Annotated in this window: 16 protein-coding genes; 11 read left to right on the forward strand and 5 right to left on the reverse strand. The window is 59.2% G+C overall.

Going from position 1 to position 21,233, the window contains the following annotated elements:
• Positions 1–7 precede the first annotated feature (7 nt).
• Positions 8–862 carry a 3-deoxy-8-phosphooctulonate synthase gene (kdsA, locus tag Q1L34_RS09910; RefSeq protein ID WP_004863512.1) on the forward strand — a complete coding sequence of 285 codons (855 nt, stop codon included), beginning with the start codon at positions 8–10 and terminating at the stop codon, positions 860–862.
• 107 nt (positions 863–969) lie between these two features.
• Here kdsA and chaA read toward each other — a convergent pair whose 3' ends face one another.
• Entirely contained in the window at positions 970–2,070 is a 1,101-nt protein-coding gene (gene chaA, locus Q1L34_RS09915) for a sodium-potassium/proton antiporter ChaA (protein WP_004863510.1), read from the reverse strand.
• Between the two features lie 264 nt (positions 2,071–2,334).
• Between chaA and chaB the strand changes: the two genes are divergently transcribed.
• Positions 2,335–2,565 (forward strand): putative cation transport regulator ChaB, encoded by a 231-nt coding sequence (gene chaB, locus Q1L34_RS09920; RefSeq protein ID WP_032717148.1) that lies wholly within the window; start codon positions 2,335–2,337, stop codon positions 2,563–2,565.
• Between the two features lie 150 nt (positions 2,566–2,715).
• Positions 2,716–3,396, forward strand: coding sequence for a gamma-glutamylcyclotransferase (locus Q1L34_RS09925; RefSeq protein ID WP_004863506.1), 681 nt, complete (start codon positions 2,716–2,718; stop codon positions 3,394–3,396).
• Positions 3,397–3,427: 31 nt separating this feature from the next.
• Here Q1L34_RS09925 and Q1L34_RS09930 read toward each other — a convergent pair whose 3' ends face one another.
• Positions 3,428–3,670, reverse strand: a complete 243-nt coding sequence (locus Q1L34_RS09930) for a DUF1883 domain-containing protein (RefSeq protein ID WP_004863495.1) — start codon at positions 3,668–3,670, stop codon at positions 3,428–3,430.
• Positions 3,671–3,910: 240 nt separating this feature from the next.
• Positions 3,911–4,264 carry a DsrE/DsrF/TusD sulfur relay family protein gene (locus tag Q1L34_RS09935; RefSeq protein WP_004863493.1) on the reverse strand — a complete coding sequence of 118 codons (354 nt, stop codon included), beginning with the start codon at positions 4,262–4,264 and terminating at the stop codon, positions 3,911–3,913.
• 70 nt (positions 4,265–4,334) lie between these two features.
• Here Q1L34_RS09935 and nasR point away from each other — a divergent pair, with 70 nt between their 5' ends.
• The 7 genes from nasR (at position 4,335) to Q1L34_RS09970 (ending at position 16,885) form a co-directional block, all read left to right on the forward strand.
• Positions 4,335–5,522: a nitrate regulatory protein NasR gene (nasR, locus tag Q1L34_RS09940; RefSeq protein ID WP_004863491.1), complete on the forward strand. Its 1,188-nt coding sequence runs from the start codon at positions 4,335–4,337 to the stop codon at positions 5,520–5,522.
• Positions 5,523–5,791: 269 nt separating this feature from the next.
• Complete coding sequence (locus tag Q1L34_RS09945; RefSeq protein ID WP_004863490.1) at positions 5,792–7,048, forward strand: ABC transporter substrate-binding protein; 1,257 nt, start codon at positions 5,792–5,794, stop codon at positions 7,046–7,048.
• 1 nt (position 7,049) lies between these two features.
• A complete protein-coding gene (gene ntrB / locus Q1L34_RS09950; RefSeq protein WP_004863487.1) occupies positions 7,050–7,934 on the forward strand; it encodes a nitrate ABC transporter permease in 885 nt (294 codons plus the stop codon).
• Positions 7,935–7,944: 10 nt separating this feature from the next.
• A complete protein-coding gene (locus Q1L34_RS09955; protein ID WP_327204484.1) occupies positions 7,945–8,733 on the forward strand; it encodes an ABC transporter ATP-binding protein in 789 nt (262 codons plus the stop codon).
• A 9-nt stretch (positions 8,734–8,742) separates the two neighbouring features.
• A complete protein-coding gene (gene nirB, locus Q1L34_RS09960) occupies positions 8,743–12,804 on the forward strand; it encodes a nitrite reductase large subunit NirB (RefSeq protein WP_152305696.1) in 4,062 nt (1,353 codons plus the stop codon).
• Positions 12,804–15,404: a nitrate reductase gene (locus Q1L34_RS09965; RefSeq protein WP_327204485.1), complete on the forward strand. Its 2,601-nt coding sequence runs from the start codon at positions 12,804–12,806 to the stop codon at positions 15,402–15,404. Before nirB ends, Q1L34_RS09965 begins: the two co-directional genes overlap by 1 nt.
• Positions 15,405–15,508: 104 nt before the next feature.
• Entirely contained in the window at positions 15,509–16,885 is a 1,377-nt protein-coding gene (locus tag Q1L34_RS09970; RefSeq protein ID WP_327204486.1) for a YchO/YchP family invasin, read from the forward strand.
• Here the strand turns inward: Q1L34_RS09970 and narL are convergent.
• Entirely contained in the window at positions 16,882–17,532 is a 651-nt protein-coding gene (gene narL, locus Q1L34_RS09975; RefSeq protein ID WP_004863467.1) for a two-component system response regulator NarL, read from the reverse strand. The two genes, Q1L34_RS09970 and narL, sit on opposite strands and share 4 nt — an antisense overlap.
• A gap of 10 nt (positions 17,533–17,542) precedes the next feature.
• Positions 17,543–19,321 carry a nitrate/nitrite two-component system sensor histidine kinase NarX gene (narX, locus tag Q1L34_RS09980; protein WP_004863464.1) on the reverse strand — a complete coding sequence of 593 codons (1,779 nt, stop codon included), beginning with the start codon at positions 19,319–19,321 and terminating at the stop codon, positions 17,543–17,545.
• 311 nt (positions 19,322–19,632) lie between these two features.
• Between narX and Q1L34_RS09985 the strand changes: the two genes are divergently transcribed.
• On the forward strand, positions 19,633–21,024 hold the full coding sequence (locus Q1L34_RS09985; RefSeq protein ID WP_004863461.1) for a NarK family nitrate/nitrite MFS transporter: 1,392 nt from the start codon (positions 19,633–19,635) through the stop codon (positions 21,022–21,024).
• The last annotated feature ends 209 nt before the right edge of the window (positions 21,025–21,233 follow it).

Below are 21,233 nucleotides of genomic sequence, written 5' to 3' on the forward strand. Positions count from 1 at the left end.
CGATCTTATGAAACAAAAAGTGGTTAGCATTGGTGATATCAACGTAGCAAACGACCTGCCTTTCGTCCTGTTTGGTGGGATGAACGTGCTGGAATCCCGCGATCTCGCGATGCGCATCTGCGAACACTATGTGACCGTCACGCAGAAGCTGGGCATTCCTTACGTGTTCAAAGCCTCTTTTGATAAAGCCAACCGTTCTTCCATTCACTCCTATCGTGGTCCGGGCCTGGAAGAAGGGATGAAAATTTTCCAGGAGCTGAAGCAGACCTTCGGCGTGAAAATCATCACCGACGTTCATGAAGCAAGCCAGGCGCAGCCGGTTGCCGACGTGGTTGACGTTATCCAGCTGCCGGCATTCCTGGCGCGCCAGACCGACCTGGTCGAAGCGATGGCAAAAACCGGCGCGGTGATCAACGTGAAGAAACCGCAGTTTGTCAGCCCGGGCCAGATGGGTAACATCGTCGACAAGTTTATCGAAGGCGGCAACGACAAAGTTATCCTCTGCGATCGCGGGGCGAACTTCGGCTATGACAACCTGGTTGTCGACATGCTGGGCTTTGGGGTGATGAAGAAAGTGTCTAACAACTCGCCGGTTATCTTCGACGTGACCCACGCGCTGCAGTGCCGCGACCCGTTTGGCGCCGCGTCCAGCGGTCGTCGTGCTCAGGTGACCGAGCTGGCGCGTGCCGGTATGGCAACGGGCCTGGCAGGCCTGTTCCTCGAAGCGCATCCGGACCCGGAACATGCGAAATGCGACGGCCCGTCCGCGCTGCCGCTGGCTAAACTGGAGCCATTCCTGAAGCAGATCAAAGCAATTGACGATCTGGTGAAGAACTTTGAAGAGCTGGATACCAGCAACTAATTCATCGCTCCTGAGCGCGAAAAGCCTGCCCGTTGTAAAACCGGCAGGCTTTTTTTTGCGCCAGTAACGGCGCAGAACTCTCCCCGGTCGACGCCGGGGAAGAGCGGTCAGGCAAAAATGGTCATCAGATAAGCGGCGAAGAGCGCCAGGTGCGCGGCGCCGTTCAGCACATTGGTGCGCCCGGTAGAGAAGGAGATCTGGCACAACAGCAGCGAGGCGACCATCACAATCATTTCCGGTGCGCCAAGCCCGAATTGCAGCTCATTGCCGGTTAAGAAGGCGATTAAGGTGACCACCGGCACGGTCAGCGAAATCGTCGCCAGCACCGAACCGAAGAACAGGTTCATCGCGCGCTGCACCTGATTGTTGAGTACCGCTTTCAATGCACCGAGTCCTTCCGGCGAGAGAATCAGCAGCGCGACCAGGAAACCGGTAAAGGCCACCGGCGCGTTCATGCTGGTCAGCAGCGTCTCCAGCGGGTTCGCATTCATCTTAGTGACCGCGATAACCGCGACCAGGTGAATTAACAGCCACGCGGTGTGCCAGGCGCTGCTGTGGGCGGACGGTTTGCCGTGATGCGGGTCGTCGTCGTCGCCGTCGTCTTCATGCTCATAAATAAACAGGCTCTGGTGCGTTTTGGTCTGAATCAACAGAAATACGCCGTACATGGCGGCGGAAATCAGCGCAACCAGCAGCGCCTGCCCGGTGCTGAAATTCGCGCCCGGTAGCGCCATCGGAAAGACCAGCACAATAATCGCCAGCGGAAACAGGGCGATGAGATACTGCTTAATACCAAACAAATTCATGTACTGGGTGGCGAATTTACGTCCGCCCAGCAGCAGAGCAAAGCCGACCAGGCCGCCGGTGACAATCATAATGATTGAATAGAGCGTATCGCGCATCAGCGTCGGGGCCGCGTCGCCGGTGGCCATTAATGCAGAAATCAGGCTGACTTCAAGAATCACCACGGAAAGACTTAAAATTAACGAACCGTACGGCTCGCCGAGGCGGTGGGCGAGAACGTCCGCGTGGCGTACAACGCTGAATGCGCTACACAGAATACCCACTAAGGCCAGAATGTTAATGCCAATGACCGCTGGCAGTGACTGACTACTTCCGAAGAAGATAAGCACCGCCAGCGCCAGAATCGGGAAAACAAGCGATGTCTCCTTGTGGCGGGTTTTCACCGCCTCATGTACATGCGTCATGAACCATCTCCATTTATGCAGGTGTTATAATTATAGATACCGTAAGTAGATAAAATAACAGACATTTTGCTATCTGAATTGTTTTTTTACTTAAATTTACGGCTATTGGTAACTAATGCCTTGAGATTGTCATAACTTATCATTATTGCGATTTTGTATTTATTATTCAGACAATTACTAAAAATGCTTCTGGATTATATCCCGCCTTGAAAACCCGGAATTAGCGTCCCAGACTTATCTTTTTACCACCATCCGGAGGTGCATATGCCTTATCGCAGTAAACAAGCGCTACCCGATAGCGTCCGGCACGTGTTGCCGGCGCATGCCCAGGAGATCTATAAAGAAGCGTTTAATAGCGCCTGGGAGCAGTATAAGCGCCAGGCGGACCGGCGGGACGACGCCAGCCGTGAAGAGACGGCGCATAAGGTCGCCTGGGCGGCGGTCAAGAATGACTATCAAAAAGGAGACGATGATAAGTGGCATAAGAAAAAATAATCGTTCCTGCTGCCTCATCTGCTGCTCCGCGCCTTGCCAGCGTGTCGTTCATTGCTTATTGTCGATGAAAGCTGGATAATAATTCGGCAATATTTCACGGATGCCATCAGATAATCGCCGGGAAGCGGGCAGTGGCGGAGGTAGTAGAAAGTGTTAACTCGTGATTTCTTAATCAATGCGGATTGTAAGACGGCGTTTGGTGCTATTGAGGAATCGCTTCTCTGGTCGGCAGAGCAACGGGCCGCTTCCCTTGCGGCAACGCTGGCCTGTCGTCCGGATGCTGGCTCAGTATGGATTTTTGGCTACGGTTCGCTGATGTGGAACCCGGCTCTTGAGTATCGCGAAACCTGTACCGGTACGCTTCCGGGCTGGCACCGCGCCTTCTGCCTGCGGCTGACCGCCGGGCGCGGCAGCGCCTGCCAGCCGGGGCGCATGCTGGCGCTGAAAGAGGGCGGGCGTACCACCGGCGTGGCCTATCGACTCCCTGATGAGACGCTGGAAGAGGAGCTGACGCTGCTGTGGAAGCGGGAGATGATCACCGGGTGCTATCTGCCGACCTGGTGTAAGCTGGAGCTCGATGACGGGCGGACGGTGAACGCGCTGGTGTTTATTATGGATCCTCGTCATCCGCTGTTCGAACCGGATACCCGCGCCCAGGTCATTGCGCCGCTGATCGCTAAAGCCAGCGGGCCGCTCGGCACCAATGCCCAGTACCTGTTCTCTCTGGATCAGGAGCTACGCAAACTCGGTATGCACGATGATTGTCTTGACGATCTGGTCGGGACGGTACGGACGCTGCTGGGAGAAAACAGCCAGCCGGGGCTGGCCTGAAAAATGCCCGGGCTATCCCGGGCAGGTGATATCAGGCGGGAACGTAGCTAATGGAGTGCTCCAGTGACTGGCTGTGGCTATCGATCAGTACGTTCCAGGTGCCGTTATACGGCACGGTCAGATAGGCGCTGTCGCGATCCTGGACGCTCAGAATATCCGCATGGCTGTCGCCGGCAGCCTTCGCGCTCATCAGGTGAATATGGCAGCGTTCAGAACAACGAACCACCAGCGTATCACCGCCAAACAACATCAAACTTGCTTTAACCATCGCCATTTATCTACCCCGTTGTTGTCTGTCTACAGCATCCTGCCTGCTCAATCCCGCGCGTGATATTGTTCACACTTTACTCATGGCATAACACCAAATGGGGAGCAGACGAATGCTGATTTTGATCAAAAAAAGGGATAAAGATTAAACAAAAATGATGTTGTGCCTGAAAGCATTCAGCTGACTTAGTTTTTTGATTAACAAACGCTGCCTCGGTGATATTAAATCCCGCCAGAGGCCCTTTCTTCAGAAGGTCAGGATTTTATCGGCCGCCAGCGTCCACTGCGCCAGCTCCACCAGAGTGCCAATCTCCACGCCGTCAATCAGCGGCAGCGCGGTGATCCCGCGGCCGTCGGCGCAGGTTTTGCACAATTTCACCGGGACATTCTGGGCGGTGAGGATCTCCAGCATTTGCTGAATGTTATAGCCTTCCGCCGGCTTTTGTCCGCGCAGGCCTGCCGTCACCGCGTCAGACATTAAAAACAGTTTCAGATCGAGTTCAGACTGCTGTTCGCGCAGGGCAATCGCCAGGCGCAGGCTATTAAACAGCGATTCGCTACCGTAGGCAGCACCGTTGGCGATAATCACAATACTTTGCATAAGGACTCCTTGGTATAAGGCACGGTTATTGCTTGTGGTTAAAGTATAAAGCGTTGACCCGGGAGGGGGTATGAATAATACGGCTGGCATCACGCCTGAGGCCAACAGGTGGTTTCACCGCGCGCGGCAGCTGCAAAAAGAGCAGCTACGCCAGCTGGCGCAGCAGGGTACGCTGGCAAGCCGGATAAGCGCGCTGGTACACATGCTACAGTGCGAACGCGGTGCGTCCAACCTTTGGCTCTGCTCCGCTGGACGGCTCTATGCCGCGGAGTGCCGGGCGGGCTCGGCACTGGTGGATGAGCAGCTTATCGCCTTTCGCGAGGCGCTGGAAGCGGTGCGGGAGTGCGCCAGCGGCGCGCTATGCTGGCGGATTGCCAGCGCGCTCTGGTACCTGGAGCAGTTGCTGACGCTGCGCCACGCCGTGCGCGGCCGCGCTATCATCGCCGAAGAGGCGACAAACCAGTTTAGTCGCATTATCCGCCACTTATTAAATATTGTCCCGCAGCTCAACGACAGCATTGACGACCCGCAAATTGCCGGGCGCATGGTGGCGCTCTACAGTTTTATGCAGGGGAAAGAGCTGGTGGGGCAGGAGCGCGCGCTGGGGGCATCCGGCTTTGCCCGCGGCCAGTTTAGCGATGAGCTCCGCCAGCTGCTGGTGGACAGAATCGATGGTCAGCAGCCCTGTTTTGACAGCTTCCAGGCGCTGGCGGAGGCGCCGCAGACTGCGCTGTTTATGACCCAGTGCCAGGCCAGTCTGGAAATTGAGCAGCTGCGGCGGATCGCCTGTACCCGACAGCCCCCGGCAGACGAGGGGGAGACGGCGCTGCGTTGGTTTTGCGCCCAGACGCAGCGTCTGGAGCAGATGCGAGGTCTGGAAGAGCGGCTGATTGACGACCTGCTGAGCGTCGCCGATAACCTGCTCAGCGGCGAAGCGCCGCCCGCCAGCTGGCCGGAGGAAGAGGGTGATGACGGCATCGCGCGCCGTCTCGATAAACAGCTGCTGCCGCTGGTTCGCCAGCAGGCCTTTGAGCTCCAGCAGCTCTCCGGGCAACTGGCCTCGCTAAAAGATACGCTCGAAGAGCGCAAGCTGATTGAAAAAGCGAAAAGCGTGCTGATGGTTCATCAGGGAATGCAGGAAGAGCAGGCCTGGCAGGCGTTGCGGAAAATGGCAATGGATAAGAATCAGAGGATGGTGGAAATCGCCCGCGCGCTGCTGACGGTAAAGGCGTTGTGGTCCATAACCCCAAAGGAGTAGATGCACGATGGTTGGGCAGCGGCTGCCTGTCAGCGGTGCAATGAGCGGCGGGAAGCCGCCCGGCGCACAGCGGAAAACGGCCTGACACCGCCTCTGTGAACATTGGCATCTGTTTTGCAATATCCTGCAGACAACGGTTAATGCGTTAAATCGTTCAGTAAACAATTTTGGGCAACAGGCCAACGGCGGTTTGTGTGTCCATGGATAAAGGCGTCCTGCAGTGCATCAGCACTGTCGGGCGCTTTTTTTTTGCGTGTTCTGGAGCGGGTATGGGCGATAAATTTTCGATTTCACGACGGCATTTTTTACAGGCAGGCGCCGCGCTGGGCGGGGCGATGTTGTTGCCCGGCGTGATGCAGAGCGCATGGGCGGCAGGATCCGATAAGCCGGAGCAATCTACCGTACGAGTCGGATTTATTCCGCTGACGGACTGCGCGCCGATCGCGATCGCGTCGCTGAAAGGGTTCGATAAAAAATATGGCATTACCCTGGTACCGACCAAAGAAGCCAGCTGGGCGGCGGTGCGCGACAAACTGATCGCCGGTGAACTCGATGCGGCACACATTCTCTACGGCCTGCTGTATGGCCTCGAACTGGGGATCGCCGGCAAGCCGCACGCAATGGCAAACCTGATGACCCTCAACCGCAATGGCCAGGCGATTACGCTCTCCAGCGACCTGCGGGAGAAAGGGGTGACCGACCTCGGGGGGTTGAAACGGCTGATCGGCCAGCGCGCGCCGGGCAGCTACACCTTTGCCCACACCTTTCCCACCGGGACGCACGCGATGTGGCTCTATTACTGGCTGGCCAGCGGTGGCATCGACCCGTTTACGGACGTACGCACCGTGGTGGTGCCGCCGCCGCAAATGGTGATGAACATGCGTATCGGCAACATGGTTGGTTTTTGCGTCGGCGAACCGTGGAACGCGCGGGCGATCAACGACCGTATCGGTTTTACCGCAGCCACTTCGCAGGCCATCTGGCCGGAACACCCGGAAAAAATTCTCGGCACCCGCAGCGAATGGGTCGAACGCAATCCGAACACCGCCCGCGCGCTGGTCGCGGCGGTGCTGGATGCGGCGCGCTGGATTGACGCCTCGGAAGAGAACAAACGAGAGACGGCGCGCATTCTGGCAAAACGCGCCTGGCTGAATACCAAAGAGCAGTATCTCACCGGACGAATGCTTGGGGAGTACGACAACGGGCTGGGACAGCGCTGGCAGGACGCACACCCGATTCGCTTTTACGACCAGGGAGAGGTGAGTTTTCCCTGGCTGTCGGACGGAATGTGGTTTTTAACCCAGTTCCGCCGCTGGGGATTACTAAAAACGGCCCCGGATTATCAGGCGGTGGCCGGGCGCATCAACCGCATTGACGTCTGGAAAGAGGCGGCGCAGGCGGTGGGCGGCATCTCTACGCCGGCTGCGCTCATGCGCAGCAGCACATTAATAGACGGTACGGTCTGGACGGGGGCCGATCCGGAAGGTTACGCCCGCGGCTTCGCGATTCAACGTAAGGGGGCATGAAATGAAACACGCGCACAGTACGCAACCTGTTATTGCCACAGAAAAAACGCCGGGCGAAGTGATTGTCCTGCCACCGGTACAGGTCCGACGTCCGACGCCGCCCGTCAGGCGCTGGCTACGTGAAACCGTACAGCGGCTCCTGCCACCCCTGCTCGGGCTGGGGCTGCTGTTGCTCTGCTGGCAGCTGGCGGCGATCAACGGCAAGGGCTTTCCGACGCCGCTGAGTACGCTCGATTCCGCGCTGACCCTGTTTGCCGATCCTTTCTATCAGGACGGGCCGAACGACATGGGCATCGGCTGGAACGTGTTGGCGTCACTGCAGCGGGTGGCGGTGGGCTTTGGGCTGGCGGCGCTGGTGGGGATCCCGCTGGGCTTTTTGATTGGCCGCTCGCTGTTCTTTGCCCGCATGTTTAATCCGCTGATTGCGCTGCTGCGCCCGGTCAGTCCGCTGGCGTGGCTGCCTATTGGCCTGCTGCTGTTCCAGAAGGCGGAGCCGGCATCGAGCTGGACCATTTTTATCTGCTCTATCTGGCCAATGGTGATTAACACTGCCGAAGGGGTACGCCGCATTCCGCAGGATTATCTCAACGTGGCTCGCGTTTTACAGCTGTCGGAGTGGACGGTGATGCGGCGCATTCTCTTCCCGGCCGTGCTGCCCGCGGTGCTGACCGGCGTGCGTCTCTCTATTGGCATTGCCTGGCTGGTGATCGTCGCTGCTGAAATGCTGACCGGCGGCCTGGGGATCGGCTTCTGGATCTGGAATGAATGGAACAATCTCAACGTGGAAAACATCATCATCGCCATCGTCATTATCGGCGTCGTCGGCCTGCTGCTGGAGCAGGGGCTGATGTTGATCGCTCGTCGCTTCAGCTGGCAAGAAAAATAGGGGAATCGCTATGAAACCATTAATTCAGGTGCAGGCCGTCAGCCAGCGCTTCCATACCGCCAGCGGCGAATTTCTGGCCCTGCAAAACGTCTCTTTCGACATTTATGAAGGGGAGACCGTGAGCCTGATTGGCCACTCAGGATGCGGTAAATCCACGCTGCTGAACCTGATTGCCGGCATTACCTTACCCACGGAAGGCGGACTGCTGTGTGATAACCGCGAAATCGCCGGGCCGGGTCCCGAGCGCGCGGTAGTCTTCCAGAACCACTCCCTGCTGCCGTGGCTGACCTGCTTTGACAACGTGGCGCTGGCGGTCGACCAGGTTTTTCGCCGCACCATGAGCAAAGCCGAGCGCAAGGCGTGGATCGAACACAACCTTGAGCGGGTGCAAATGGGTCATGCGCTGCACAAGCGTCCGGGGGAGATCTCCGGCGGCATGAAGCAGCGGGTAGGGATTGCCAGAGCGCTGGCGATGAAGCCGAAGGTGCTGCTGCTGGATGAACCGTTTGGCGCGCTCGATGCCTTGACCCGCGCCCATTTGCAGGATGCGGTGATGCAGATTCAGCAGGCGCTGAACACCACCATCGTGATGATTACCCATGATGTTGATGAGGCGGTGCTGCTCTCTGACCGCGTCATGATGATGACCAACGGCCCGGCGGCGACGGTGGGCGAGATTCTCGCTATCGACCTGCCCCGGCCGCGTAATCGTGTTCAGCTGGCGGATGACAGCCATTATCACCACCTGCGTCAGCAGATTCTCCATTTCCTCTACGAAAAACAGCCGAAGGCGGCGTAAGGGGCGGCGATGAAGCGGCGACTGGTGATTATCGGCAATGGTATGGCGGCCACCCGGCTGGCGGAGACGCTGGTGGCGCGGGGGGGCGACAAATTTCAGATAGTGATTATCGGGGATGAACCCTGGCAGGCCTATAACCGTATCCAGCTGTCACCGGTACTGGGTGGGGAAAAAACGCTGGCGCAAACGCGGCTGCTGCCAGAGGAGTGGTATCACCAGCACGGCGTGACGGTACGCAGCGATGAATCGGTGCTGGCGGTGGAGATGACGACGCGAACGCTGCGCACCACCCGCGGCGAGCTCTCCTGGGATGAGCTGATTTTCGCCACCGGTTCACAGGCTTTCATCCCGCCGCTGCCCGGTGTGGCGCTGCCGCACGTCTACGCATTTCGCACCTTTGCCGATGTGGCCGCCATTCTGGCAACCGGTGGCCCGGCGGTCGTGATCGGCGGTGGGGTGCTCGGCGTCGAGGCTGCGGCTGCGTTACGACGTCATGGTGACAATGTCACTTTGCTGCATCGCGGCGACCGGCTGATGGAACAGCAAACCGATGCCTTTGCCGGTCAGCAGCTACAGCAACAGCTGGAGGAGCGAGGGATCCAGTGCGTCACCGGCTGCGGGATTGCCGCGATTCGCGAGCATGAGGTTGTGCTGGAGGATGGCCGGGCGTTTGCCGCCAGTCGCGTAGTGCTGGCGACCGGCGTGCGCCCCAACATTCAGCTGGCGCAGCGAAGCGGCCTGGCCTGTCGGCGCGGCATTATCGTGGACCGTCAGCTGGCGACCGCGCTGCCGGGGGTTAGTGCTCTTGGCGAATGTTGCGAAATTGACGGCCAGACCTGGGGACTGGTGGCGCCCTGTCTGCGCCAGGCTGAGGTGCTGGCCGGGCGGCTATGCGGCACGCCGGAGGCGGATTTTCACTGGCAGGATAGCGGTACCCGCCTGAAAGTCACCGGCATCGCGCTGTTCAGCGCCGGCGATCCGCAGGCCAGCGACCACGATGAGATCTGGACCAGCTGGGACCCGCTGGCCCGCCACTACCGCCGTCTGCTGGTCCGCGACGGCAAACTACAGGCTGTTTTGCTGCTGGGCGACTGCGCAAATGCCGCGCCGCTCACCGCGCTGCTGGCTACCCCCGCGCAGCCAGACTGGCTTTTTGATCCTTCTTCAACGCAGCCGCGCGCTGCAGGTGAATTTTCTATGACAAAACCTGTTTTGGTGCTGGTCGGACACGGCATGGTCGGCCACCATTTTCTCGAGCAATGCGTCAGCCGTAACCTGCATCAACAGTTTCGGATCGTGGTGTTTGGCGAAGAGCGTTACGCCGCCTACGACCGGGTGCATTTATCAGAATATTTTGCCGGTCGTAGCGCGGAATCGCTGTCGCTGGTGGACGGCGATTTCTTCGCCCGGCACGGAATTGAACTGCGGCTGTCCGAGACGATTACGGCCATTGACCGTGAAGCGCGGGTGGTACGCGATACCTGCGGCCATGAAACCCACTGGGATAAACTGGTGCTGGCGACCGGCTCATATCCATTCGTTCCGCCGGTGCCGGGCCACGATCTGGAGGGCTGTTTCGTCTACCGCACCCTCGACGACCTCGACCGTATTGCCGCCTGCGCCAGCAGCGCAAAACGCGGGGTGGTGATTGGCGGCGGGCTGCTGGGGCTGGAGGCCGCCAACGCGCTCAGACAGCTGGGGCTGGAAACCCACGTGGTGGAGTTTGCGCCGAATCTGATGGCGGTCCAGCTGGATAGCCCGGGCGCCGCGATGCTGCGGGAGAAAATCAATGATATTGGCGTCGGTGTCCATACCAGCAAGACGACTCAGAGTATTGCGCGCGGTGATAATGGCCTGGTGCTGAACTTTGCCGATGGCGGATCGCTGGCTACCGACATGGTGGTCTTTTCCGCCGGGATTCGTCCGCAGGATACGCTGGCGCGCGGCAGCGGACTGACGGTAGGAGAGCGCGGCGGGATCGTCATCGACAATCAGTGCCGCACCTCCGATCCGCAAGTGCTGGCGATTGGCGAATGTGCCCTGTGGCAGGACAAAATCTATGGCCTGGTGGCGCCGGGCTACCAGATGGCGAGAACGGCGGCGGCAATGTTGGCTGGAGAAGAGGCGAGCTTCAGCGGCGCCGATATGAGCACCAAACTGAAACTGCTGGGCATCGATGTAGCCTCTTTCGGCGACGCCCAGGGACGCACGCCCGGTAGCCAGAGCTACCAGTGGACGGATGGTCCGGGGCAAATCTACAAGAAAATTGTCGTCTGCCAGCAGAACAAAACGCTGCTGGGCGGCGTGCTGGTGGGCGATGCCAGCGATTACGCCACGCTGCTGCAAATGATGTTGAACGCGATGGCGCTGCCCGCGCGCCCGGAAAGCCTGATTCTGCCGGTGCAGGAGGGGAGCGCGCCAAAAGCGCTGGGGGTAGCGGCGCTGCCGGACAGCGCGCAGATCTGCTCGTGCCACAACGTCACTAAAGGTGATATCTGCCGGGCGGTCAGCGCGGGCGCCAGCGATATCCCGGCGATAAAAAGCTGTACCCGGGCGGCGACCGGTTGCGGTGGATGCAGCGCGCTGGTCAAGCAGGTGATGGAATATCAGCTCTCGGCGCAGGGCGTGGAAGTGAAAAAAGATATCTGCGAACACTTTCCGTGGTCGCGTCAGGAGATCTATCACCTCGTGCGCGTGAATCATATCCACACCTTTGATCAGCTGATTAGTCGTTACGGTCAGGGACACGGCTGCGAAATCTGTAAGCCGCTGGTGGCTTCAGTTCTGGCCTCCTGCTGGAATGAGTATCTGCTGAAACCGGCGCATTTACCGCTGCAGGATACCAATGACCGCTACTTCGCCAATATTCAGAAAGATGGCACCTATTCAGTGGTCCCGCGTATGGCGGCAGGCGAAGTGACACCGGACGGACTGATTGCCATCGGACAAATTGCCAAACGCTACCAGCTGTACAGCAAAATTACCGGTGGCCAGCGTATCGATCTGTTTGGCGCCCGGCTCGAAGAGCTGCCGGCTATCTGGCGCGAGCTGGCGGAGGCCGGCTTTGAAACCGGTCACGCCTACGGCAAGTCGCTGCGAACGGTGAAATCCTGCGTCGGCTCGACCTGGTGTCGCTACGGCGTTCAGGACTCGACGGCGCTGGCGGTCACCCTTGAACATCGTTACAAAGGATTGCGTGCGCCGCACAAGATAAAAATGGCGGTCTCCGGTTGTACCCGCGAATGCGCCGAGGCGCAGGGGAAAGATATCGGGGTGATTGCCACGGAAAAAGGCTGGAATCTTTACGTCTGCGGCAACGGCGGGATGAAGCCGCGACATGGCGATCTGTTTGCCAGCGACCTCGACGACGCGACGCTGATCCGCACGGTTGATCGGCTGCTGATGTTCTATATTCGCACTGCCGACCGGCTGCAGCGAACCAGCACCTGGATGGATAACCTCGAAGGCGGAATCGACTACCTGCGCGAGGTGATCCTGGAAGACAGCCTCGGGATTGGCGAAGAGCTGGAGCAGGAGATGGCGCGGGTGGTGGCGAGCTACCAGTGTGAATGGCAGACCACTCTGAACGATCCGCAGCGGCTGGCGCTGTTCCGTTCCTATGTTAACAGCGATCGGCCGGATGAGGCCGTGCAGCGGCAAATGTTGCGCGGTCAGCCTCAGCCGGTCATCGCGCCGGTACGCCGCGAAGGTGAGGTGTCGACCCGGCCATGGCAGGCCATTTGCGAACTGGCGGCGATTCCCGCCCAGGCCGGGATCGGCGCGCGGCTGGGCGAACGGCAGATTGCGCTGTTTCGTTTTGGCGAACAGGTTTATGCCCTCGACAACCTGGAGCCCGGTAGCGACGCCAACGTGCTGTCGCGCGGTATGCTGGGCGATGCCGGCGGGGAGCCGATGGTCATTTCGCCGCTGTATAAACATCGTATCCGGCTGCGCGACGGGCGTCCCTGCGATGGCGGTGAACCGATGGTCCGCGCCTGGCCGGTGAAGATCGAAAACGGCACGGTGTGGGTCGGGAACCAGCTTCTGCTGGCGCGTGCGGAGGCCTCCTGATGGATGAAATACGCACCACCTGTCCCTATTGCGGCGTGGGCTGCGGCGTGCTGGCACGAAGGGAGGAAAATGGCCAGGTCAGCGTGCGCGGTGATGAGCACCATCCGGCAAACCTGGGACGCCTGTGCGTAAAGGGCGCGGCGCTCGGCGAAACCACTGGCCTGGAGGGGCGATTGCTGAGGCCTGAGCTGGAGGGGGAACCTGTCAGCTGGTCACGGGCGCTGACGGTTGCCGGTAGCCGGCTGCGGCAAATCATTGAGCAACACGGGCCGCAGGCGGTGGCGTTTTACGCCTCCGGACAGCTGCTCACCGAGGACTACTACGCGGCGAATAAACTGATGAAGGGATTTATCGGCGCCGCCAATATCGATACCAATTCCCGGCTCTGTATGTCCTCGGCGGTGACCGGATATAAGCGCGCCTTTGGCGCCGACGTGGTGCCGTGCAGCTATGAGGACGTGGAAAACAGCGATCTGGTGGTGCTGGTGGGCTCGAACGCCGCCTGGGCGCATCCGGTGCTCTATCAGCGGCTGGTTCAGGCGAAACGTGATAATTCGCGGATGAAAGTGGTGGTGATTGATCCGCGTCGAACCGCCACCTGCGATATCGCCGATAGCCACCTGGCGGTTGCGCCCGGCAGCGATGGCGGGCTGTTTGTCGGTTTACTGAACGCCATTGCCGAGGCCGGTGCGCTGACGGGCGATTTTCGCGACCAGGCGCAGGCGCTGGCCGCCGCTGCAGCCTGGGACACGGAACAGGTGGCCGAATTCTGCGGGCTGGACATGGAGCAGGTCGCCGGGTTCTATCGTGATTTCATCGCTGCGCCGCGGGCGATAACGCTCTACACCATGGGGATCAATCAGTCGGCCAGCGGTAGCGACAAGTGTAATGCCATTATTAACGTCCACCTCGCCAGCGGGAAGTACGGGCGTTCGGGCTGCGGGCCGTTTTCGCTGACCGGACAGCCAAATGCGATGGGCGGCCGCGAGGTGGGCGGCCTGGCGACGATGCTGGCTGCCCATATGAATTTTGAGCCGCAGGATCTGCACCGGCTGTCGCGCTTTTGGGGCAGCGAACGGCTGGCGCAGACGCCGGGACTGACGGCGGTGGACCTGTTTGCCGCCATTGGCCGCGGTGAGGTGAAAGCGGTGTGGATTATGGGCACCAATCCGGTGGTGTCGCTGCCGGACAGCCTTGCCGTCAGCCAGGCGCTGGCCGGCTGTCCGCTGGTGATCGTTTCCGAAGTGAGCGCCCGGACGGATACGGCAGCGTTTGCCCATATCCGTTTCCCGGCGCTGGCGTGGGGAGAAAAAAATGGCACCGTCACCAACTCGGAACGCCGTATTTCCCGTCAGCGCAGCTTTCTGCCGCCGCCGGGGGAAGCCAAAGCCGACTGGTGGATAATCGCGCGCATGGCCGAACAGCTCGGCTTTGGCGCCGCCTTTGCCTGGCGCCATCCGCACGAAGTCTTTAGCGAGCATGCCGCGCTTTCGGGGTTTGAAAATAACGGCCAACGGGCGTTCGATATCGGTGGGCTGGCGGATCTCAGCCGTGAGGCGTGGGACAACCTGGCGCCGGTTCGCTGGCCGGTCAGCCGCAGCGGCAGCGGTCTTGATTTACAGCAGGGCTGGCACGGCGATGGCAAATTGCGCATGGTGCCGGTGACGCCCCAGGCCACGCGTGCCGCGACCGACGCCTTTTATCCGCTGATCCTCAATAGCGGCCGCATTCGCGATCAGTGGCACACTATGACCCGTACCGGCAGCGTGCCGCGCCTGATGCAGCATATTGCCGAACCGATCGTGGAGATCGCGCCAGCGGATGCCCGACGCCTGCAGCTGCGCGAGGGAGAACTGGCGCGAATCTGGTCGCGCAATGGAGTGATGGTGGCCAAAACGGTGGTCAGCCGCGGGCAGCGTCCCGGCTCGCTGTTTGTGCCGATGCACTGGAATAATCAGTTTGCCCGACGGGGGCGGGTCAACGACCTGCTGTCGGCGGTAACGGATCCCTGGTCCGGACAGCCGGAAAGCAAACAGGTGGCGGTGGCGATTGCACCCTGGCGTCCCGCCTGGCACGGTGAACTATTTTGTCGCCAGCCGGTTCCGCTGCCGGTCGCGGTCCACTGGCGTCGGCGGGCCGCGCTGGCGGTAAACCATCTCTCTTTAGCCGGAGAACACCCTCCGCAGGGATGGCTAACCAACTGGTGTCGTCAGCAGGAGTGGCAGATACAAACCGCGCAGGCCGGAGCAGTATGGAGCCTGCTGGCCTGGCATGAGGGAAGGCTGATGTTGGGCTGGTGGAGCAATCCTGGCGAGCCGCAAATCGATGCCGGGTGGATCGCCGATGCGTTTCACTCTCCGCCGCAGACGCCCGAGCAGCGGCACGCGCTGCTCGGCGGGAGAAAAAGCGGCGAGACAGCCCCTGCGGGGCGGATTGTCTGCAGCTGCATGAGCATTGGTGAACGCGCGATTGGTGAGGCCATCGCCAGCGGTTGCCGCACGGTCGGCGAACTGGGCAAGGTGCTGAAATGCGGTACCAACTGCGGCTCTTGTATTCCCGAGCTCAAAGCGCTGCTGGCAGAGGAGCAGATACGGGCATGAGGTTCGGGTTATTCCTGGAATTGCCTTTGGGGCTACGGGAGAGGGAAAAAAACGGTAAACTTAAAGGCTGTCATTATCCTACGTGAGCCAATGTAACCGATTTAATGCCTGTGTCGTACCGCGTGACCCCACTCCTTTCAATACTCCTGCTGCTGGCAGGCGTTCCTGCTTGTGCTCTGCAGGGAAATACGGCGTTCAGTGAAAAACAGGCGGCGCTGCCGGATCTGGGGATTGCGCCGCAGGTGGATGACGACGCCCGCCATTTTGCCGAAGTCGCGAAAAAGTTTGGTGAGGCCAGCATGAGCGATAATGGCCTGACGACCGGCGAACAGGCGCGAATGATGGCCATCGGCAAGCTTGGCAATGAGCTGAGTCATCAGCTGGAAAACTGGCTCTCGCCGTGGGGCAACGCCAATGTCGATCTGCGGGTGGATAAAGAAGGCAACTTCACCGGCAGTCAGGGCAGCTGGTTTATCCCGCTGCAGGATAACGGCGATTACCTGACCTGGAATCAGTATTCCGTCACCCGGCGGGAAAACGATCTGGTGGGGAACATCGGTCTGGGACAGCGCTGGCGAACGGGCGACTGGCTGCTGGGCTATAACTCGTTCTACGACAAAGTGCTCGGTGAAAACATGGCGCGAGGCAGCGTTGGTGCCGAAGCCTGGGGCGAATATTTGCGCCTGTCGGCCAACTATTACCATCCCGTCGGGAGCTGGCAGCAGGGCGAAAGCCTGACTCAGGAACAGCGGATGGCAAGCGGCTACGATGTCACCGCCCAGGCGCGGCTACCGTTCTATCAGCATATTAATACCAGCGTCAGCGTCGAGCAGTACTTTGGCGATAGCGTCGACCTGTTCCATTCCGGTACCGGCTACCGTAACCCGGTGGCGGTGTCGGTGGGGCTGAACTATACCCCCGTGCCGTTAGTGACTATGACCGCAAAACATAAGCAGGGCGAAAGCGGGCTCAGTCAAAACAACGTCGGACTGAATCTGAACTACCGTTTTGGCGTGCCGCTTAAACAGCAGCTGGCGGCCGATGAGGTGGCGGTCAGCCGCTCCTTGCGCGGCAGTCGTTACGACAGCCCGGAGCGCGATCATTTACCGGTGGTCGAGTATCGTCAGCGTAAATCGCTGTCGGTCTACCTGGCGACGCCGCCGTGGGATTTACAGCCGGGGGAGACGGTTCAGCTGAAGCTGCAAATTCGTAGCCTGCATGGGATAAAGTCGCTGAAATGGCAAGGCGATACGCAGTCGCTGAGCTTAACGTCTCCCGTGGATACCCGCAGCCCGGACGGCTGGAGCGTGATTCTTCCGGCCTGGAACAGCGAGCCGGGAGCGACCAATCTGTGGCATCTGTCGGTGGTCGTGGAAGACAAAACGGGTCAGCGCGTTTCATCCAATGAGATCGCGCTGGCGCTGACCGAGCCGCTGGTCAAATTCTCGGCCGACGGCGTCACCTGGCGGGATACTCCTTAGAAAATCCGCTCCTGGTGTACCCATACCGCCGCTTCAACACGTGATTTCAGCTTCATTTTCTTCAGCATATGCTTAACGTGCACCTTCACGGTACTCTCGGTTATCTCCAGACGACGGGCGATCATTTTGTTCGGCAGCCCCTGGGCGATGAGCTTGAGAATATCCCGCTCGCGCGGCGTCAGCTGGCTGATATCGCGGTCTGAGGTGGCGCGGTTGGCGCGCAGGCTGGCTGCCAGCACCGGCGTGAGCGCTTCGCTGAGGACCATCTCGCCTGCCGCGGCCTGCTGCAACGCTTTTAAGAGATCTTCTGGCTCCATGTCTTTCAGCAGGTAGCCGTCAGCGCCGCGTTTGAGGGCGGTGACCACATCTTCTTCGTGGTTAGAGACGCTGAATACCACGATTCGGCCGGAGAGCGACTTTTCACGCAGCTTATCGAGGGTTTCCAGACCGTTCATGCCGGGCATGTTGAGATCCAGCAGGATCAGATCGGGGTCCAGCGTCTCCGCGAGGGCGATACCTTGTTCACCGTTGCTGGCCTCGCCAATAACCTGAATATCGCTGGCCATACTGACCAGCTGTTTGACGCCGGTGCGCAGCATCGGATGATCGTCAATGAGAAGGATGGTGGCCCGTTCCTGTTGACTCATAGGGTTCTCCTTATTGGATTGAAAACGATTTTTCCGGGATAAAAGTGACGACCACTTCGGTACCGCCGTTTTCCCGGCGACGAACCTGACAGTCTCCGCGCAAACTCTGGGCGCGATCCCGCATGATAATTAAGCCGTAATGGTTGCTTCGTTCCGCCTGATCGGGCACGCCGCGGCCGTTGTCTGCAACCACCAGCCGTACCTGGTTGTCCCGTAGCGAAACGGTCACGGTCACTTCGGTCGCCTGCGCGTGCTTCAGCGCATTGCTCAGCGCCTCACGAGCGATTTGCAGGACGTGAATAGCCTGATGAGACGGGACAAAGCGCGGCGGTAGCTGGTAATCAAGCTGGACGGTAAAGCCAAAATGGGCGCTATACTCCTGGCAGCTGGACTCCAGCGCCGGGCGCAGTCCTGGTTCGGTTAATTGCAGGCGGAAGGTCGTCAGCAGTTCACGCAGCTGTGCCCACGACGTATTCAGCTCATTGCGAATCTGGCCCAGCAGCTGGCGGCTCTCTTCCGGCAGGTTTTCGCCCTGCATTTGTAAACAGCTGACCTGCATTTTCATACAGGAGAGCGATTGGGCGATGGAGTCGTGCAGCTCGCGGGCGATGGTGGCGCGCTCCTCCATCACGATCAGCTGCTGCTGATGCTCCTGGTGTCTGTCGAGCGCCAGCGTGGAGGTTAGCTGCTCGACTAACGTATCGACCAGCTGCTGCTGATCGTGACTCAGGTGACGGCCTACGGGCAACGTCGCCAGCAGGATCCCGTACTGGTTGTGGGCATCGGACAGCCGCCATTTCAGCGTGGTGCCGGCATCCGGCAGCGGCGGCAGATCGCGCGGACATAAATAGCAGCCTTTGTCATCGCACTCTAAGTCTGAGTGACAGGCGAACTCCTGATGATTGTCCTCATCTTCGAAGTCGTACACCCGCACCTCAATATCACGCAGCAGCGTCAGCCCCTGCAGGCCGTTGAGCACCGGTGAAATACGTTCACAAAGCGGGGCGCTGGAGTGCAGACGACGGTTGGCCTGCCACAAAAAGGCGAGGATTTCATTTTTCTGCTCCAGGCCGGCGGTTTTTTCCTGTACTCGTCGTTCGAGTACCGAATAGCTTTCCGCCAGCTCTTTTGACATGTTGTTAAGCGCCATACCGAGGCTGGCCATCTCATTGCGGCCGCTGATATGGACGCGTTGGGTAAAATCACGATGGCTGACCGCCCGGGCCATGGCCAGCAGCTGTTTCCACGGGCGCAGCAGACGGGCCCGCAGCCAGACGATAGTGAACAGAAACAGCAGCGCCATGCCGATAGCCATCACCCGCTGCAGCCAGACGACGTAGCGGATGCGCTGCTCGGTGGTGTGATCAAAAGAGGTGACCAGGTGGTCTATCCGGTCGACAAAGCTGGCGACGTCCGTGGCGACGGTAGCCTGATTCTGCGCATGTTTCATCCCCGGCGCCAGTTCCAGCTGCCAGTACTGCTGTAGCGCTTTAAGCTGGCTATCCTGGCCGTCTCTGAGGGCGGCATTCTGCAGCTCTTCGCTGAAGACGGTGGCGTTCATGTCGTCGAGCAGCTTGCTATCGCCCTCGGTGAGCGGGATTGCCGCCAGCAGACGATAGCTTTGCATTCTCAGCGAACCGGCTTTATTGATCGCGTGTGCGCTGCCCTGTACGCCGTGTACCAGACGGGCAGAGATACCGATTCCTGCGACGCCAATCGCTGTCGATAGCAGCACGATTAACGCCAGTTGATTCACTAACGTAAGCGGGGTAAAAAGACGTTTTAACATAGCGTGCGTGGCTCCTGACCGGCAAACCATCCGGGAGTGGCGTCTATTCTCGGATATCCCATGGAGTATACCCATACCTATAAGGGATTACCCCTTAATTGTCGGTGGTGGGTAGGTTTGCGGGAGACGATGGCTTAAACCCGGCAGCCATGTGAAAAACCACACTTTTTTTAGCGAAAATGGCTACTCACTTCGGGTGATGGGTTTTTTTTAAGCAATTTAATGACCACTTTTCCTTTGATTTATATCAACTTACCGCCCTCTGTAACCCCTAAGGTAGCGGCAGGATATATGAATAATCAGAGGTATTTATGAGTCAATCTTCCCTACCGGAGAAGGCCAGTACTTCAGTCATCACCGACTGGCGTCCTGAAGATCCCGAGTTCTGGCAGCAGCGCGGCCACCGCGTTGCAAGCCGGAATTTGTGGATCTCCGTTCCCTGTCTGCTGCTGGCGTTTTGCGTCTGGATGTTGTTCAGCGCGGTGGCGGTCAATCTGAATAAGGTCGGCTTCCAGTTCTCGACCGACCAGCTGTTTATGTTGACCGCGCTGCCGGCGCTCTCCGGGGCGTTATTGCGTGTTCCCTATGCCTTTATGGTTCCGCTGTTTGGTGGCCGTCGCTGGACCGCCTTCAGTACCGGGATCATGATCGTCCCCTGCGTGTGGCTGGGCTTCGCGGTGCAGGATACCTCTACGCCGTTCAGCGTCTTTGTGATCATCTCTCTGCTTTGCGGTTTTGCCGGGGCGAACTTTGCTTCCAGCATGGCCAACATCAGCTTCTTCTTCCCGAAACAGAAGCAGGGCGGCGCCCTCGGTCTTAACGGCGGCCTTGGCAATATGGGCGTCAGCGTGATGCAGCTGGTTGCCCCGCTGGTGGTTTCACTGTCTATTTTCGCCGTCTTTGGCGGTACGGGCAGCGAGCAGCCGGACGGTTCCATGCTGTATCTGGAAAACGCGGCGTGGATCTGGGTGCCGTTCCTGATTATCTTCACCCTGGCGGCGTGGTTCTTTATGAACGATCTGTCGGCGTCGAAGGCATCGTTGAGCGAGCAGCTGCCGGTACTGAAGCGCGCCCATCTGTGGGTTATGGCGCTGCTCTATCTGGCCACTTTTGGCTCATTCATCGGCTTCTCGGCGGGCTTTGCGATGCTGTCGAAAACCCAGTTCCCGGATGTTCAGATTCTGCACTTTGCCTTCTTCGGGCCGTTTATCGGCGCGCTGGCGCGTTCGATGGGCGGGGCTATCTCTGACCGTCTGGGCGGTACCCGCGTCACGCTGGTGAACTTTGTGGTGATGGCTATCTTCAGCGGCCTGCTGTTCCTGACGCTGCCAACGAATGGCGTCGGCGGCAGCTTCATTGCCTTCTTCGGCGTGTTTATGGTGCTGTTCCTGACCGCCGGTCTGGGCAGCGCGTCTACCTTCCAGATGATTTCGGTTATCTTCCGTAAAATGACGATGGAACGCGTAAAAGCGCAGGGCGGTAATGAAGAGCAGGCGATGCGTGAAGCCGCAACGGATACGGCGGCAGCGCTGGGCTTTATCTCTGCCATCGGCGCTATCGGCGGGTTCTTTATCCCGAAAGCGTTTGGTATTTCTCTGGAACTAACCGGTTCTCCGGCTGGCGCCATGAAGATCTTTTTCGTCTTCTATGTCGCCTGCGTTCTGATTACCTGGGCGGTTTACGGTCGTAAGCAGAAGTCTTAAGCCATCTCTGTTTGCTCACGGGGCGCAATGTATATTGCGCCCCTTTTTTATGTCGTCAGGACTGAATTCAACCCGCCGACAGGGGTATCTACCCCTTAATACCCTGGCGCACGCCACAGGCGTACAACAATCGCTCATTTTTCATTAAATTCCTTAAAAAACATAAAGATAAAAATAGAAAATGCTACCACTTCGGAGGTATTTGTCGC

Source organism: Klebsiella ornithinolytica, from assembly GCF_030505655.1.
Taxonomy (GTDB): Bacteria; Pseudomonadota; Gammaproteobacteria; order Enterobacterales; family Enterobacteriaceae; genus Klebsiella; species Klebsiella ornithinolytica.

What these genes read in the sequence shown, in the direction of transcription:
- kdsA (WP_004863512.1), top strand. Translation starts at nt 8, where the DNA reads ATGAAACAAAAAGTGGTTAGCATTGGTGATATCAACGTAGCAAACGAC.
- Q1L34_RS09985 (WP_004863461.1), top strand. Translation starts at nt 19,633, where the DNA reads ATGAGTCAATCTTCCCTACCGGAGAAGGCCAGTACTTCAGTCATCACC.
- Q1L34_RS09930 (WP_004863495.1), bottom strand. Translation starts at nt 3,670, where the DNA reads ATGGCGATGGTTAAAGCAAGTTTGATGTTGTTTGGCGGTGATACGCTG.
- nirB (WP_152305696.1), top strand. Translation starts at nt 8,743, where the DNA reads ATGAAGCGGCGACTGGTGATTATCGGCAATGGTATGGCGGCCACCCGG.
- narL (WP_004863467.1), bottom strand. Translation starts at nt 17,532, where the DNA reads ATGAGTCAACAGGAACGGGCCACCATCCTTCTCATTGACGATCATCCG.
- Q1L34_RS09945 (WP_004863490.1), top strand. Translation starts at nt 5,792, where the DNA reads ATGGGCGATAAATTTTCGATTTCACGACGGCATTTTTTACAGGCAGGC.
- Q1L34_RS09955 (WP_327204484.1), top strand. Translation starts at nt 7,945, where the DNA reads ATGAAACCATTAATTCAGGTGCAGGCCGTCAGCCAGCGCTTCCATACC.
- narX (WP_004863464.1), bottom strand. Translation starts at nt 19,321, where the DNA reads ATGTTAAAACGTCTTTTTACCCCGCTTACGTTAGTGAATCAACTGGCG.
- nasR (WP_004863491.1), top strand. Translation starts at nt 4,335, where the DNA reads ATGAATAATACGGCTGGCATCACGCCTGAGGCCAACAGGTGGTTTCAC.
- chaB (WP_032717148.1), top strand. Translation starts at nt 2,335, where the DNA reads ATGCCTTATCGCAGTAAACAAGCGCTACCCGATAGCGTCCGGCACGTG.
- Q1L34_RS09970 (WP_327204486.1), top strand. Translation starts at nt 15,509, where the DNA reads ATGCCTGTGTCGTACCGCGTGACCCCACTCCTTTCAATACTCCTGCTG.
- ntrB (WP_004863487.1), top strand. Translation starts at nt 7,050, where the DNA reads ATGAAACACGCGCACAGTACGCAACCTGTTATTGCCACAGAAAAAACG.
- Q1L34_RS09935 (WP_004863493.1), bottom strand. Translation starts at nt 4,264, where the DNA reads ATGCAAAGTATTGTGATTATCGCCAACGGTGCTGCCTACGGTAGCGAA.
- chaA (WP_004863510.1), bottom strand. Translation starts at nt 2,070, where the DNA reads ATGACGCATGTACATGAGGCGGTGAAAACCCGCCACAAGGAGACATCG.
- Q1L34_RS09965 (WP_327204485.1), top strand. Translation starts at nt 12,804, where the DNA reads ATGGATGAAATACGCACCACCTGTCCCTATTGCGGCGTGGGCTGCGGC.